The 13,892-nt window shown below is 73.6% G+C and carries 15 protein-coding genes; 13 read left to right on the top strand and 2 right to left on the bottom strand.

Translation table 11 applies throughout. The annotated features are described in order from the left end of the window. Positions 1-19: 19 nt before the first annotated feature. Positions 20-880 carry a nucleotidyltransferase family protein gene (locus ACOQFB_RS20675; RefSeq protein WP_421610121.1) on the top strand — a complete coding sequence of 287 codons (861 nt, stop codon included), beginning with the start codon at positions 20-22 and terminating at the stop codon, positions 878-880. Continuing rightward, positions 816-1,568, top strand: coding sequence for a metallophosphoesterase family protein (locus tag ACOQFB_RS20670; RefSeq protein ID WP_082100226.1), 753 nt, complete (start codon positions 816-818; stop codon positions 1,566-1,568). Before ACOQFB_RS20675 ends, ACOQFB_RS20670 begins: the two co-directional genes overlap by 65 nt. A 189-nt stretch (positions 1,569-1,757) precedes the next feature. Here ACOQFB_RS20670 and ACOQFB_RS20665 read toward each other — a convergent pair whose 3' ends face one another. After that, positions 1,758-2,138: a response regulator gene (locus ACOQFB_RS20665; protein ID WP_011419204.1), complete on the bottom strand. Its 381-nt coding sequence runs from the start codon at positions 2,136-2,138 to the stop codon at positions 1,758-1,760. Beyond that, entirely contained in the window at positions 2,135-3,100 is a 966-nt protein-coding gene (locus ACOQFB_RS20660) for a DHH family phosphoesterase (RefSeq protein ID WP_059437720.1), read from the bottom strand. The genes ACOQFB_RS20665 and ACOQFB_RS20660 overlap by 4 nt, the downstream gene beginning before the upstream one ends. Positions 3,101-3,409: 309 nt before the next feature. Between ACOQFB_RS20660 and hprK the strand changes: the two genes are divergently transcribed. The 11 genes from hprK to ahcY all read left to right on the top strand — a co-directional run bounded on the left by hprK (position 3,410) and on the right by ahcY (position 13,889). Continuing rightward, on the top strand, positions 3,410-4,375 hold the full coding sequence (hprK, locus tag ACOQFB_RS20655; RefSeq protein ID WP_421610122.1) for an HPr(Ser) kinase/phosphatase: 966 nt from the start codon (positions 3,410-3,412) through the stop codon (positions 4,373-4,375). Continuing rightward, a complete protein-coding gene (rapZ, locus tag ACOQFB_RS20650) occupies positions 4,372-5,256 on the top strand; it encodes an RNase adapter RapZ (RefSeq protein ID WP_059437721.1) in 885 nt (294 codons plus the stop codon). The genes hprK and rapZ overlap by 4 nt, the downstream gene beginning before the upstream one ends. 112 nt (positions 5,257-5,368) lie before the next feature. After that, positions 5,369-5,785: a PTS sugar transporter subunit IIA gene (locus tag ACOQFB_RS20645; protein WP_059437722.1), complete on the top strand. Its 417-nt coding sequence runs from the start codon at positions 5,369-5,371 to the stop codon at positions 5,783-5,785. A 43-nt stretch (positions 5,786-5,828) separates the two neighbouring features. Continuing rightward, positions 5,829-6,323, top strand: a complete 495-nt coding sequence (locus ACOQFB_RS20640) for a PTS sugar transporter subunit IIB (protein WP_059437723.1) — start codon at positions 5,829-5,831, stop codon at positions 6,321-6,323. Positions 6,324-6,339: 16 nt separating this feature from the next. Continuing rightward, positions 6,340-7,035 carry a PTS sugar transporter subunit IIC gene (locus tag ACOQFB_RS20635; protein ID WP_421610123.1) on the top strand — a complete coding sequence of 232 codons (696 nt, stop codon included), beginning with the start codon at positions 6,340-6,342 and terminating at the stop codon, positions 7,033-7,035. Beyond that, the gene (locus tag ACOQFB_RS20630) at positions 7,032-7,799 is read left to right on the top strand and encodes a PTS system mannose/fructose/sorbose family transporter subunit IID (protein ID WP_421610124.1); all 768 of its coding nucleotides are present in this window, start codon (positions 7,032-7,034) and stop codon (positions 7,797-7,799) included. The genes ACOQFB_RS20635 and ACOQFB_RS20630 overlap by 4 nt, the downstream gene beginning before the upstream one ends. 2 nt (positions 7,800-7,801) lie before the next feature. Further along, on the top strand, positions 7,802-8,074 hold the full coding sequence (locus ACOQFB_RS20625; RefSeq protein WP_421610125.1) for an HPr family phosphocarrier protein: 273 nt from the start codon (positions 7,802-7,804) through the stop codon (positions 8,072-8,074). Beyond that, positions 8,071-9,867 (top strand): phosphoenolpyruvate--protein phosphotransferase, encoded by a 1,797-nt coding sequence (gene ptsP / locus ACOQFB_RS20620; RefSeq protein ID WP_059438544.1) that lies wholly within the window; start codon positions 8,071-8,073, stop codon positions 9,865-9,867. Before ACOQFB_RS20625 ends, ptsP begins: the two co-directional genes overlap by 4 nt. Before the next feature lie 151 nt (positions 9,868-10,018). Then, positions 10,019-11,191: a methionine adenosyltransferase gene (gene metK / locus ACOQFB_RS20615; RefSeq protein ID WP_421610126.1), complete on the top strand. Its 1,173-nt coding sequence runs from the start codon at positions 10,019-10,021 to the stop codon at positions 11,189-11,191. A 191-nt stretch (positions 11,192-11,382) separates the two neighbouring features. After that, positions 11,383-12,363 carry an ArsR/SmtB family transcription factor gene (locus ACOQFB_RS20610; protein WP_059438542.1) on the top strand — a complete coding sequence of 327 codons (981 nt, stop codon included), beginning with the start codon at positions 11,383-11,385 and terminating at the stop codon, positions 12,361-12,363. Between the two features lie 50 nt (positions 12,364-12,413). Beyond that, a complete protein-coding gene (gene ahcY, locus ACOQFB_RS20605) occupies positions 12,414-13,889 on the top strand; it encodes an adenosylhomocysteinase (RefSeq protein ID WP_421610127.1) in 1,476 nt (491 codons plus the stop codon). Positions 13,890-13,892 lie beyond the last annotated feature (3 nt).

Below are 13,892 nucleotides of genomic sequence, written 5' to 3'. Positions count from 1 at the left end.
GGCGCCGCAGCTTGACGGCATGGGCGCGGGCGAACGGCCGGGCGAGGACCTCGCCATCCGGGAGCGGAGCCAGGGCGAGCTGGACGCGCGGGCGACCGCGCTGCGGGCGCTCGCCCGCTCGGGCGTGCCGTTCCTGGTGGCCGGGGCCTACGCGTTCTTCGAGTACACCGGCATCTTCCGGGACACGAAGGACCTCGATCTCTTCCTGCGCGAGCAGGACCTCGACGCCGCCTTCCGCGTGCTGGAGGAGGCCGGCTTCCGCACCGAGATCACCGACCCGGGCTGGATCGGCAAGGCGTGGCAGGGCGAGTGGTTCGTGGACCTCATCTTCTCGTCGGGCAACGGCGTGGCGGTGGTGGACGACCTCTGGTTCACGCACGCGCGGCCGGGCCGGGTGATGGACGTGGAGGTGCTGCTCGCGCCGCCCGAGGAGATCGTCTGGTCGAAGAGCTTCGTGCTGGAGCGCGAGCGCTACGACGGCGCCGACGTGAACCACCTGCTGCACGCGTGCGGCCCGGGGATGGACTGGGAGCGGCTGCTGCGGCGCTTCCACCGGTACTGGGAGGTGCTGTTCTCGCACCTGCTCCTGTTCCAGTTCGCCTACCCGGGCGCCCGCTCCACCGTGCCGGAGTGGGTCACCGAGGAGCTGGTGCGCCGCACGCTCGAGAACGTGCGCTGCGGCGACCACCCGGTGTCGATCTGCCGGGGCAGCCTCATGTCGCGCGTGCAGTACGTGCACGACGTGGAGCGGCTCGGGCTCCACGACGGGCGCCGCTGGGACGAGGCGGAGCGCGGGCCGGCGGGGAGGGCGGGACATGGCGGAGCAGCAGGCGCAGGCGCAGCAGGCGGAGCCGACGTTTCGCCTGGCGGCGGCGGCTGACCTGCACTGCCGCTCGGACCAGCACGGGCGCTTCCGCGAGCTGGTGCGGATGGTGAACGGCGAGGCCGAGGGGCTGGTCATCGCCGGCGACCTCACCGACCACGGCACGCTCGACGAGGCGAAGACGCTCGCGGAGGTGCTCTCGCAGCTGCGCGTCCCCTGCGCCGCGGTGCTCGGGAACCACGACTACGAGGGCGGCGTGGTGCGCGACATCTGCCGGGTGCTGACCGAGGCCAAGGTCACCCTGCTCGACGGGGACCACGCGGTGTTCGACCGCCGGCTCGGCATCGCCGGCGTGAAGGGGTTCGCGGGCGGGTTCGAGCGCGGGATGCTCCAGGCGTTCGGCGAGCCGGCCATCAAGGCGTTCGTGCAGGAGGCGGTGAACGAGGCGCTGAAGCTCGAGGCCGCGCTCGCGCAGCTCGAGATCCAGAAGAAGGTGGTGGTGATGCACTACGCCCCGGTGTTCGAGACCACCGAGGGCGAGGACCTGCAGCTCCGCCCGTTCCTCGGCTCGAGCCGCCTCCTCGGGCCGTGCGAGGCGTTCGGGGCGCGGGCCGTCTTCCACGGCCACTCGCACCACGGGACGCTGGAGGCGCGCACGCCGAAGGGCGTGCCGGTCTACAACGTCGCCATGCCGCTCCTGCGCAAGCACATGGACGACCGGCGCTTCCGGGTATTCGAGCTGTAGCGAAGCCGCCCAGCGCGCGGATGGCAGGGAGGGGCCCCAGCCGCAGGCTGGGGAGGGGTGCAGCCCCTCCCCGCGGGGACCGCTCGCGTGCCCGCGCACGCGGGCGCGAGCGGTCACGGGCCCCGCGCAGCAGGAGTGGGGCCCCGACGAGCTTGGCTCGGCGGGGCGAGGGCGCAGCCCTCGTTACGATCAGTGCCTCATGGGCGGCGGCCCGGCGGCCTTGCGGACGCGCTCCAGGATCTCGTCCATCCCCACCGACTTCGGGATGTAGCCCTGGGCGCCGAGCAGCTCGGCCTCCCACTCGAAGCCGTACGCGGAGAGGATCAGGATGGGCACCGCGGCGCTCTTCGCGTCGCCGCGCATCCGCTCCATCACGCCCCAGCCGTCGAGCACCGGCATCTTGAGGTCGAGCAGGACGATGCCCGGCGCCTCCTCGTCCACCTTCGCGAGCGCGACCTCGCCGTTCTCGGCCTGCTGCACCGGGTAGCCGGCGTCCACCAGGACCTCCGAGAGCGCCTCGCGGAAGTCGTCGTCGTCGTCCACCACCAGGATGTACTGGCCCGGGGTCATGGTGCGTTCGGCTCCCCCCGGAGCGCGGAGGCGATCTCCGCGGCGATCCGGCGCGCGTCCGCCAGCCGGTCCGGCGCGAGCGACACCGCCCCGACCACCGGGTGCCCCCCGCCGCCGTACCGCTCGCAGAGCTTGGAGATGTCGTGCGTGCGCTGCTCTCGGGCCCACGGGTTCGAGCCCACCGACACCTTGGTTCGCTTCGGGTCCTTCGACACCACCACGGTGTAGCGCGCCTCCGGGAACAGGTCGTAGGCGATGAACTTGTTCGCGGCCTCGATGCCGGTGTCGCCGAGGTCGATCTCCACCACCCCGTCGCGGACCCTGGCCTGGCGCCGCACCACGTCCACCGTGCCGCGGTGCCGCTCCAGGATGGGCGCGAGCGGCGCCGCCACCCAGTCCAGCGCCGCGATCTCGGCGAGCGGCAGCCGCTGCATGGCGCCGATGAGGCGGGTCGGGACGGACGGGTCCTTGGTGGCCTCGAGCAGCGTCATGATCCGCAGCGCCGGCGCCTCGAGCCGCACCGCCACCGCGGCCGACTCGAAGCGGGCCGCGTCGATGACGTCGGCCCAGCGCACCAGCTCGTCCAGCTCGGGCGCGCGCCAGCCGAACCGGTCCGCCAGCGTGCGCGCGATGAAGCCGGTGCAGCTCGGCGCGGCCGGGTCCCAGAACTTCTGGCCGGTCGCGTCGCGCTCGAACGCCTCGCGGTCGGCGGGCGTCGGGAACGCGCTGGCGTGGTGGTCGAACCACCAGTCGAGGCGGGGCGAGTAGCGGAAGTCCACGCACGCGTTCACGTCCGCGCCGAAGGCGTCGGGCGGGAACGCGTCGCCCTGCTGGTGCTGCACGGGGCGGTAGCGGACGCCGGCGAGGCGCGCCCCCTCGCGCTCCTGGAACCAGCGTCCGAAGAGGGCGGCCGAGGCGCAGCCGTCGAAGCAGTTGCCGTGGTAGAGGAGCTCGAGCTGCATGGCGGGCCGGGCAATCTAGTGACCTCGGGAGCATAGCGTCAACGCGCGTCGCAGGCCCGGGCGCCGATCTGTACCCAGAGGGGGAAGTCGCGGCGGTGCGTGCCTCCGGTGCGGGCCGTGCGTGCGCGCGCGTTCTCTGTGGGTGAACACGCTCGGAGCGTGCGGGGCGACGACCCGGCGGCCGGCGCGGGGCGCGCGGGCGCTCCGGCCGCCGCGGCGGGCGCGTCCGGCCCCGGCGACGCGCGGACGCCGCGCCGGCGCGCGCCGAGGTGGCGGGCCCGGGTTTCGCCGGGTTAGACTCGGCACCCCATGGATGCGATCCGCGTCGGGGCGCTCCTCGACGACACCAAGTTCGATCTGCGGCTCTCGCTCGTCGCGGGCAAGCAGGGCCTGTCGCGCCGGATCAGCTCCTCGCGCATCCAGAAGCCCGGGCTGGTGCTCGCCGGGTTCACCGAGTACCTGCACAAGGAGCGCGTGCAGGTGTTCGGGAACACCGAGATGAGCTACCTCGCCACCCTGCCCCGCGAGCGCTCGGTCGAGGTGCTGCGCAGCTTCTTCGCCCAGGACGTCTCCTGCCTGGTGGTGACGAAGGGCCTGCAGCCGCCGCCCGAGATGACGGCCGCCGCGGACGAGGCCGGGGTGCCGCTGCTCCGCACCAGCCACCTCTCCTCGAACTTCATCGAGTCGGTGCAGAACTGCCTGGAGGACGTGCTCACCGCGCAGACCTCCATGCACGGCGTGCTGCTCGACGTGTTCGGCGTCGGGATCCTGCTGCTCGGCAAGTCCGGCATCGGCAAGAGCGAGATCGCGCTCGACCTCATCATGCGCGGCCACCGCCTGGTGGCCGACGACATCGTGGACGTGAAGCGCAAGACGCCGGAGTCGGTGTTCGGCGCGGGCTCCGAGATCATCAAGCACCACATGGAGATCCGGGGCCTCGGCATCATCAACATCAAGGACCTGTTCGGCGTCGCCGCCATCCGCGAGCGCAAGAAGATCGAGATCGTGCTCGAGCTTGTGGAGTGGGATCCGAACGTGGAGTACGACCGGCTCGGCGTGGAGGAGCGGAAGTTCCGCATCCTCGACGTGGAGATCCCGATGCTGGTCGTCCCGGTCCGGCCGGGCCGCAACATGACCACCATCGTGGAGGTGGCCGCGCGCAACCACCTCCTCAAGCTCCAGGGGCACCACTCCGCCCGCGAGTTCCAGGAGCGCCTCAACCGCGCCATCGCGCTCGCGCCGGGGGGGCGCGTCGGGGAGATCGACGTCGAATGACCGCCACGGTGAGCCACGCCGGGCCGCAGGTGGTGATCCTCACCGGCGTGTCCGGCTCGGGGAAGTCCACCGCGCTGCGCGCGCTGGAGGACGCGGGCTTCTACTGCGTCGACAACCTCCCCATCGTCTTCCTCGAGAAGCTGCTCGAGCTCTCCGGCCACACCGCCGGCGAGGTCTCGCGCATGGCGCTCGTGGTGGACGCGCGGGAGGGGCGCTTCCTGGTGGAGGCGCCGCGGGTGATCCGCGAGCTCCGCCAGAAGGGCGCCGACGTGGAGGTGCTGTTCCTCGACGCCTCCGACGAGGCGCTGGTCCGGCGCTACTCCGAGACCCGCCGCCGCCACCCGCTGGCCGGGGAGGGCGGCACCGTGCCGGACGGCATCGCCGCCGAGCGGCTGGCGCTCGCCGACGTGCGCGGCATCGCCGACGAGGTGATCGACACCACCACGCTCAACGTCCACGAGCTGAAGCGGCTCGTCACCCGCCGCTTCGTGGCGGGCGAGGGGGCGAAGCTCGGCGTGACGCTGGTGTCCTTCGGGTTCCGGTTCGGCATCCCGACCCACGCCGACCTGGTGCTCGACGTGCGCTTCCTGCCGAACCCGTTCTTCGTGCCGGAGCTGAAGCCGCACCCCGGGACCGATCCGCGCGTGGCGGAGTTCGTGCTGGGCCAGGCGGACGCGAAGGCGTTCCTGGAGCGGCTCACCGACCTGCTCGGCTTCCTGCTGCCGCGCTACCGGAACGAGGGGAAGAGCTACCTCACGATCGCCATCGGCTGCACCGGCGGCAAGCACCGCTCGGTCGCGCTCGCCGCCGCGCTGGCCGAGCGGCTCGAGGGCTCCGGCCAGCCGGTCCGGCTCTGGCACCGGGACGTCGAGAAGGAGTAGTCCGCGCCGGGCGTTCGGCGCTGGCCGCCGGCCGCGGCGGCGTATATGGTACGCGCGCGCCGGGGGGCCGGACGCGGCCGGGCGCTCCATCCGCCGCGAGGACGCTGAGGACATGGTCGGACTGGTGGTCGCCACGCATGGACGGCTCGCGGAGGAGCTCCTGCTCACCGCGGAGGGGATCGTCGGGCGCCTGGAGCGCTGCGAGGCGGTGAGCATCGTGGCCGGCGCGTCGATGGACGAGGCCCGCGAGCACATCGCCCAGGCGGTGAAGCGGGTGGACCAGGGCGACGGGGTGCTGGTCCTCACCGACATGTTCGGCGGGACGCCGGCGAACCTGGCGCTCACCTTCCTCGGGGACAAGCTGGAGGTGGTCACCGGGGTGAACCTCCCCATGATCATGAAGCTCGCGACCGCGCGGGGCGAGGACGTCTCGCTCCACTCGGTGGCCGAGCTGGTGACCGCCTACGGGCAGAAGAACATCACCCTCGCCTCCGAGCTGCTGCGCACCCGCGCGCGGAGCCGGACGTAGCCGCCCGCTGAATGGCCGGCCGGGAGCGACCGTCGAGTCTCACGTGATCCCCCTGGTCCGCGTCGACAACCGCCTCCTGCACGGCCAGATCCTCGAGACCTGGGTGCCCCGCCTGCGCATCGACCAGGTGATGGTCGCGGACGACGAGGCGGCCGCCAGCTCGCTCGCCCAGGCGGCCATGACCCTGTGCGTCCCGCCGGAGCTGCCGGTGCGGATCCGCCGGGTGGCCGAGGTGGACTACGCGGGGCTGGCGTCCGGCGGCGCCAAGGTGCTGGTGCTGGTGCGCGACGTGGCCGGGCTCGCGGCGGCGCGCGCCGCCGGGCTCACCGCCGCGCTCGCACCCAAGGTGAATCTGGGCAACCTCCACTTCGGGCCGGGGCGCCGCCTGGTCACGCCCTCGGTGTTCGTCTCCGAGGAGGACCTGTCCGTGCTGCGCGGTCTGGCCGCGGAGGGCTTCGAGGTGGAAGCCCGCGCCATTCCTTCCGAATCCCCCACGGGTTTGGCCGAGATCGAACGCCGGTACGCCGCGGGCCATTAGGTTACACTCGTCCGGCTTGGGTCTTCTCTTCCTAGGGCTCGTGGCGGGCCTCGCCGCCGTGGAGCGCAAGGGGTTCCTGCAGGCCATGCTGTCGCGCCCGATCGCGCTGGCCCCGGTGGCAGGCTGGGTGCTCGGCGACGCGGCGGGCGGGCTGGTGGTCGCGGCGCCGCTCGAGCTGCTCTGGCTCGGCGCGGTCAACCTCGGCGCGGCCGTGCCGGTCCACGAGGCGCTCGGCGCCGCCGCCATCGCGGGCGGGGCGGTGCTGGCCGGCCGGGCGGTGGGCTCCGGGGTCACGCCCGAGGTCGCGGTGCTGGCGGTGCTGCTGGCCGCGCCGGTCGCGCTGCTGGGCCGGCGCGCCGACAAGGCGGTGGAGGGCTGGAACGAGCGGCTGGCGCGGCACGCGGAGGCGGCGCTCGCGAGCCACCGGGTCGCCGAGGCCGCGCGCTCGAACCTGTACGGCCTGGCCGCGCCGTTCGCCATCGCCGCGGTGCTCGCGCCGCTCTCCGCCTGGCTGGCCGAGGCGCTCATCCCGCGCCTGCTCGCCGCGGCGCCGGGCGCCGCGGGGCCGCTGCGGGTGGGCTGGTTCGCGTTCGCCGCGCTGGCCTGCGCCGCCGGCGCGAAGGCGCTCCGCTCGCGCGCCGCCCCGCGGCTGTTCTTCGCCGCGTTCGCCGCCGCCTTCGCGGCCCTGCTCACCTGGAGGCTGCTCGGGTGAGCGCGCGCGTCCCGAGGGCCACGCTGGTGCGCGTCTTCTGGCGCTGCCTGTTCCTGCAGGCCGCCTGGAACCGGCGCGGCATGCAGAACCTGGGCTTCGCCTACGCCATCGACCCGGCGCTGCGCGCGCTCTACCCCGAGCCCGAGCGGCGCGAGGAGGCGCTCGCGCGCCACCTCGGCTTCTTCAACTGCCACCCGTACATGGCGGCCGCGATCGTGGGCGGGGCCATCCACCACGAGGAGCGGGTGGCGGCGGGCGCCGAGCCGGGGCAGGCGCCGCTCGCCTACAAGGCGACGCTGCAGGGGCCGCTCGCGGCGGTCGGCGACGGCTTCTTCTGGACCGCGCTGCGCCCGTTCTTCGGCGCGCTGGCGGTGCTGGGCGCGCTGCTGCTCGGGGTCCCGGCGCTGGTGGCGGCGCTCGTCGTCTACAACGCCATCCACCTCGCGCTCCGCATCGGCCTGTTCCGCGCCGGCTACCTGCGCGGCGACGCGCTCGTCGGGACCATCGCGCACCTGAACCTGCCGGTGGTCGCCGACCGGCTCCGCGCCGGCGGCGCGGCGCTGTGCGGGGTGGCGGGCGCGGTGTTCCTCATGCGCGGCGCGGCGGTGGGCGGACCGCCGGCCGCGGCGCTCGCGGCGGCGGCCGCGGCCGGCGGCTACGCGGCGCTGGCCCGCGGCGCGCGCCTGCTCCCCACCGCCTACGTCGCCACCCTGGCCGGGGTCGGCGCCGCGCTCCTCCTCGGCCACCTCCACGGGAGCAGCTAGGGATGCCGCACCAGGAGCGCACCTTCGTCATCGTCAACACGCTCGGCCTCCACGCGCGCGCCGCGGCGCAGCTCGTCCAGACCTCGAACCGCTACAAGGCCGAGATCCACGTCGAGAAGGACGGGATGCAGGTGAACGGCAAGAGCATCATGGGCGTGCTCACGCTCGCGGCCGCGAAGGGCTCGCAGATCACCGTGACCTGCGACGGCGACGACGCCGACCAGGCCATGGCCGCGCTCGCCAAGGTGATCGAGAACGGGTTCGGGGAGACATGAGCCGGTCGTCCGCCACCACGCTCGTCGGCATCGGGGCCTCGCCCGGCATCGCCATCGGGCGCTGCTGGACGATCGAGCGGCGGCGGGTGCGGACCCCGAAGCGCCGGCTCACGCCGGAGGAGGTCGAGTCCGAGCTGGCGCGGCTGCGCACCTCGCTCGAGATCTCCGACGTGCAGCTCGCCGAGGTGCGCGGGAAGGTGGAGGAGTCGCAGGTCCCCGGCGGCGCCGAGCACACCGCCATCATCGACATGCACCGGATGATGCTGAAGGACGAGATGCTCGTCCTGGAGGCGCAGCGGCAGATCCGGGAGGAGCGGCTCAACGCGGAGTGGGCGGTGAAGCGCGCCACCCGCAAGATCAAGAACGCCTTCCACGAGCAGGCCGACGACTACTTCAAGGAGCGCCGGGCCGACGTGGACTTCGTGGGCGAGCGGATCATCAAGAACCTGCTCGGCCAGGCGCCGGACGTGGAGGACGTGCCGCCCGAGGGCGTCATCGTGGTGGCGCACGACCTCTCCCCCGCCGACACCGCGCTGCTCCTGCACGAGCACAAGGTCGCCGCCTTCGTCACCGACGCCGGGGCCAAGACCTCGCACACCGCCATCGTGGCCCGCGCGCTGGAGGTGCCGGCGGTGGTGGGGGTGGGGCGGGTGACCGCCGTCGCCGACCGCGGCGACTGGATCGTGGTGGACGGCGGGCGCGGGGTGGTGGTCATCAACCCGAGCCCGGGCGAGCGGGCCGGCTACGAGGCCGCCCGCGAGAAGCAGCTCGCCGGCGAGAAGGCGCTGCTCGCCACCCGGGACCTGCCCGCCCGCACCCAGGACGACCTCACCGTCCGGCTGGCCGGCAACATCGAGTTCGCCGAGGAGGTGCCGAGCCTGCTCGCGCACGGCGGCGAGGCGGTGGGGCTGTACCGCACCGAGTTCCTGTTCATGGGCCGGTCGGACCTGCCCGGCGAGGAGGAGCACTACCAGAACTACCGGCGCATCCTGGAGGCGCTCGCCCCGCGCCCGGTCACCATCCGCACCTTCGACCTGGGCGGCGACAAGCTCCCGGCCGGCATGCGCGTCACCGCCGAGAACCCCGCGCTCGGCCTGCGCGCCATCCGCTACTGCCTGCGCCAGCCGGACATGTTCCGCGCCCAGCTCCGCGCGCTGCTGCGGGCGTCGGTGCACGGCAACCTGCGCGTCATGTTCCCGATGATCTCCGGGGTGGCCGAGCTGCGGGCGGCGAAGCACGCGCTCCGCCAGGCCGCCGACGAGCTGCGCGCCGAGGGGGTGCCCTTCCGGCAGGTGCCGGTGGGGATCATGGTGGAGCTGCCCAGCGCCGCCATGATCGCGGACCGGCTCGCCGCCGAGTGCGACTTCTTCTCCATCGGGACGAACGACCTCATCCAGTACACGATCGGCATCGACCGGCAGGACAAGGACGTCGCCTACCTCTACAAGCCGCTCCACCTCGCGGTGCTGCGGCTGCTGAAGCTCATCTGCGACGCCGGCCGGGCGGCGGGCGTGCCGGTGTCGATGTGCGGGGAGATGGCGGGCGAGCCGGTGAACGCGCTCGTGCTGCTCGGCCTGGGCGTGAGCGAGCTGTCCATGAACGGCCCGTCCATCCCGCTGGTGAAGCGGGTGATCCGCGCGGCCCGCGCCGAGGAGGGGCGGGCCCTGGTGGACCGGCTGCTCGCGCTCACCACCGCGGACGACATCGAGCACGAGGTGCAGGCCGAGATGGCCCGCCGCTTCCCGGGCCTGCTCGACGGCGACGACGACGCCGAGCCGGCCGGCCAGGGCTGAGCGGGGCGACCGTCCGGACGGCCACGTCCGGCGGGGGCGCCCTCCGATCGGACGGACGCGGCGGCAGCGCGTCCGCCATATTGACACCGCGCGCGCCGGGCGCGTACCTTGCCCGTCCCGCCCGGGCACCCCCGCCGCCGGAGGAGAACACATGCCGCTCCAGGACTTCCTCTTCACCTCCGAGTCGGTCACGGAGGGCCATCCCGACAAGATGGCGGACCAGATCTCCGACGCCGTGCTCGACGCGGTGCTCCGGCAGGATCCCAAGGGCCGGGTGGCCTGCGAGACGCTGCTCAAGACCGGCTACGTGATGATCGCGGGCGAGATCACCACCAAGGCGCGCATCGATTACCCGAAGCTCGCCCGCGAGACGGTGCGCCGCATCGGCTACACCAGCGGCGACATGGGCTTCGACGCCAACACCTGCGCGGTGCTGGTGGCGGTGGACCAGCAGTCCCCGGACATCGGGCAGGGCGTGGACACCGGCGGCGCCGGCGACCAGGGCATGATGTTCGGCTACGCGTGCGACGAGACGCCGGAGCTCATGCCGGCGCCCATCCAGTACGCGCACGCGGTCACGAAGCAGCTCGCGAAGGCGCGCCGCGCCGGCCTCGACGTCCTGCGCCCCGACGGCAAGAGCCAGGTGTCGGTCGAGTACCGCGACGGCCGCCCGGCCCGCATCGACACGGTGGTGGTCTCCACGCAGCACGCCGAGTCGGTCTCGAACAAGCGGCTCCACGAGGCGGTCCGCGAGCAGGTGATCGCGAAGGCGCTGCCGAAGCGGCTCATCGACCGCAAGACGAAGATCCTCATCAACCCCACCGGCCGGTTCGTCATCGGCGGCCCCATGGGCGACACCGGCGTCACCGGCCGCAAGATCATCGTGGACACCTACGGCGGCATGGGCCGCCACGGCGGCGGCGCGTTCAGCGGCAAGGACCCGTCGAAGGTGGACCGCTCCGCCGCGTACATGGGGCGCTACATCGCGAAGAACGTGGTGGCGGCCGGCCTCGCCTCGCGCTGCGAGGTGCAGGTGGCGTACGCCATCGGCGTGGCCGAGCCGGTCTCGGTGATGGTGGACACGTTCGGCACCGCCAAGGTGCCGGAGGCGAAGATCGCCCGCGCCGTCCGCGAGGTGTTCGGCCTCACGCCGCGCGCGATCATCGAGGGGCTCGACCTGCTGCGCCCGGTCTACGAGAAGACCGCCGCCTACGGCCACTTCGGCCGCACCGAGAAGACCTTCACCTGGGAGCGCACCGACAAGAAGGAGGCGCTCGCCGACGCGGCCGGGCTGTCCAAGATCCGCGCGGTGGCCTCCATCTGATCCGACGGGGCTGCGCCCCGCCCAACGGACCCTGAGCCCGTCGAAGGGCCCGCGGGGCCCCACCAATCCAGCCCCGCCGCTCGCGGCCCGTCCGGTCCTCCGGGCGGGCCGCCTCGTTTGCGGGCGCCGCGGGCCGGGGAGTTGACCGGGCCGGCCGGGTGGACTAGCTATCCGTCCATCCGGATGGATTGATGCCTCGCCTCGCCCCCGCCCGCCCCGCCGCCCCGAGCCGGCGCCCCGAGGCCCTGCTCGGCTGGATGGAGCTGCTCGCCGACCCGATCCGGCTCCGCGCCCTGCGCGCGCTGGAGCCGCGCGAGCTGTCGGTGCTGGAGCTCCGCGAGGTGCTAGCGCTGCCGCAGTCCACCGTGTCCCGCCACCTGAAGACGCTCTCCGACGCCGGCTGGCTCTCCGCCCGGCGCGAGGGCACGCAGAGCCTGTACGGCTGGGCCGCGGAGCTCGACCCGGGCGCGCGCAAGCTGTGGCAGCTCGCCCGCGCCGAGAGCGACGGGTGGGCGGTCGCCCGCGCCGACGCGGCGCGGCTGCGGGCCGTGCGCGCCCGCCGCGACGAGGCGCAGCGCTTCTTCGCCGGCGCGGCCGGCGCCTGGGACGGGCTGCGCGCCCGGGTCTACGGGCGCGGCGTCGCGGCCGAGGCGCTCCTCGCGCTGGTGCCGCCCGGCTGGACCGTGGCCGACCTGGGCTGCGGCACCGGCGCGGTCGCGGCCGAGCTGGCCCCGCGGGTGCGCCGCGTGATCGCGGTGGACCGCTCCGCCGCGATGCTGCGCGCGGCCCGCCGGCGCACCGCCCGGTTCGACAACGTCGAGCTGCACGAGGCCGACCTCGCGGCGCTGCCGCTCGAGGACGGCGGCTGCGACGCGGCGCTGCTGGTGCTGGTGCTCGCCTACCTGGACGACCCGGCGCCCGCGCTGGCCGAGGCGGTGCGGGTGCTGCGCCCGGGCGGGCGGCTGGTGGTGCTCGACGCCGCGCGCCACCAGGACGAGGCGCTCCGGCGCCGCATGGGCCAGGTCCACCCCGGCTTCGAGCCGGACGCGCTCGCCGCGCTCCTCCGCAGGGCCGGCGCCGCCGGCGTCACGGCGCGGGCGCTGCCGCCCGAGCCGGGCGCCCGCGGCCCGGGGCTCGTCGCCTGCACCGGCGAGCGGCCCGCCCGGACCTGAGCCGGCCCTCGACCCGACCTTCCATCCGTTCCACGCAAAGGAGAAGCACCATGGCCGTTTCCGCCGCGAAGAAGAAGCCCGCCCCGAGCGCCCCGGCGCCGCTGGAGCACAAGGTGAAGGACCTCTCCCTGGCCGGCTGGGGCCGCAAGGAGATCGAGCTCGCCGAGAAGGAGATGCCGGGCCTGATGGCGGTCCGGCGCGAGTACGCGCGCCAGCGCCCGCTCGCCGGCCAGCGGATCACCGGCTCGCTGCACATGACCATCCAGACCGCGGTGCTGATCGAGACGCTGGTGGACCTCGGCGCCGACGTCCGCTGGGCGAGCTGCAACATCTTCTCGACGCAGGACCACGCCGCGGCCGCCATCGTGGTGGGCCGCGAGGGGACGCCGGAGGCGCCGCGCGGCGTGCCGGTGTTCGCCTGGAAGGGCGAGACGCTGGAGGAGTACTGGGACTGCACCGAGCGCGCGCTCGACTTCGGCGGCGGCAAGGGCCCCACGCAGATCGTGGACGACGGCGGCGACGCCACCCTGCTCATCCACAAGGGCGCCGAGTACGAGAAGGCCGGCAAGGTGCCGCCGCCCTCCAGCGCCGACTCCGAGGAGCTGGAGGTGGTGCTGCGCCTGCTCGCCCGCGAGCAGAAGAAGGACCCGCGCCGCTGGACCCGGGTGGCGAAGGCCTGCGCCGGCGTGACCGAGGAGACCACCACCGGCGTGCACCGGCTCTACGAGATGCAGAAGGCCGGGACGCTGCTCTTCCCCGCCATCAACGTGAACGACTCGGTCACGAAGTCGAAGTTCGACAACCTGTACGGCTGCCGCCACTCGCTGGTGGACGGGCTGAACCGGGCCACCGACGTGATGCTGGCCGGGAAGCTGTGCGTGGTCTGCGGCTACGGCGACGTGGGCAAGGGCTGCGCCCAGGCGCTGCGCGGGCAGGGCGCCCGCGTGGTGGTCACCGAGATCGACCCCATCAACGCGCTGCAGGCGTCGATGGAGGGCTACCAGGTGGTGCGGCTCGAGGACGTGGTCGAGGAGGCCGACGTGTTCGTCACCGCCACCGGCAACCTCGACGTCGTCACCGTCGAGCACATGAAGGCGATGAAGGACTGCGCCATCGTCGGCAACATCGGCCACTTCGACAACGAGATCGACATGGCCGGGCTGCGCAAGGCGACCACCCGGGTGAACATCAAGCCGCAGTACGACGCGTTCGTGTTCCCGGACGGCCACCGGGTGCTGGTGCTGGCCGAGGGGCGGCTCCTCAACCTGGGCTGCGCCACCGGCCACCCGTCGTTCGTGATGTCGAACTCGTTCACCAACCAGACGCTGGCGCAGATCGAGCTGGCGGTGAACCGCGCCGCCTACGCGAAGCAGGTCTACGTGCTCCCGAAGCACCTCGACGAGAAGGTGGCCGCGCTGCACCTCGAGCAGATCGGCGCCCGGCTCACCCGGCTCACCAAGAAGCAGGCGGCCTACATCGGCGTCCCGCAGTCCGGCCCGTTCAAGCCCGAACACTACCGGTACTAGCCC

It is taken from the genome of Anaeromyxobacter sp. Red801 (assembly GCF_049201065.2).
Lineage (GTDB): Bacteria > Myxococcota > Myxococcia > Myxococcales > Anaeromyxobacteraceae > Anaeromyxobacter.
The sequence above is the reverse complement of the archived record's forward strand: the minus strand, read 5'-3'. Positions and strand labels throughout refer to the sequence as shown.

Coding starts and splice junctions, on each gene's coding strand:
- ACOQFB_RS20675 (WP_421610121.1), top strand. CDS start 20: ATGGGCGCGGGCGAACGGCCGGGCGAGGACCTCGCCATCCGGGAGCGG.
- ACOQFB_RS20670 (WP_082100226.1), top strand. CDS start 816: ATGGCGGAGCAGCAGGCGCAGGCGCAGCAGGCGGAGCCGACGTTTCGC.
- ACOQFB_RS20665 (WP_011419204.1), bottom strand. CDS start 2,138: ATGACCCCGGGCCAGTACATCCTGGTGGTGGACGACGACGACGACTTC.
- ACOQFB_RS20660 (WP_059437720.1), bottom strand. CDS start 3,100: ATGCAGCTCGAGCTCCTCTACCACGGCAACTGCTTCGACGGCTGCGCC.
- hprK (WP_421610122.1), top strand. CDS start 3,410: ATGGATGCGATCCGCGTCGGGGCGCTCCTCGACGACACCAAGTTCGAT.
- rapZ (WP_059437721.1), top strand. CDS start 4,372: ATGACCGCCACGGTGAGCCACGCCGGGCCGCAGGTGGTGATCCTCACC.
- ACOQFB_RS20645 (WP_059437722.1), top strand. CDS start 5,369: ATGGTCGGACTGGTGGTCGCCACGCATGGACGGCTCGCGGAGGAGCTC.
- ACOQFB_RS20625 (WP_421610125.1), top strand. CDS start 7,802: ATGCCGCACCAGGAGCGCACCTTCGTCATCGTCAACACGCTCGGCCTC.
- ptsP (WP_059438544.1), top strand. CDS start 8,071: ATGAGCCGGTCGTCCGCCACCACGCTCGTCGGCATCGGGGCCTCGCCC.
- metK (WP_421610126.1), top strand. CDS start 10,019: ATGCCGCTCCAGGACTTCCTCTTCACCTCCGAGTCGGTCACGGAGGGC.
- ACOQFB_RS20610 (WP_059438542.1), top strand. CDS start 11,383: ATGCCTCGCCTCGCCCCCGCCCGCCCCGCCGCCCCGAGCCGGCGCCCC.
- ahcY (WP_421610127.1), top strand. CDS start 12,414: ATGGCCGTTTCCGCCGCGAAGAAGAAGCCCGCCCCGAGCGCCCCGGCG.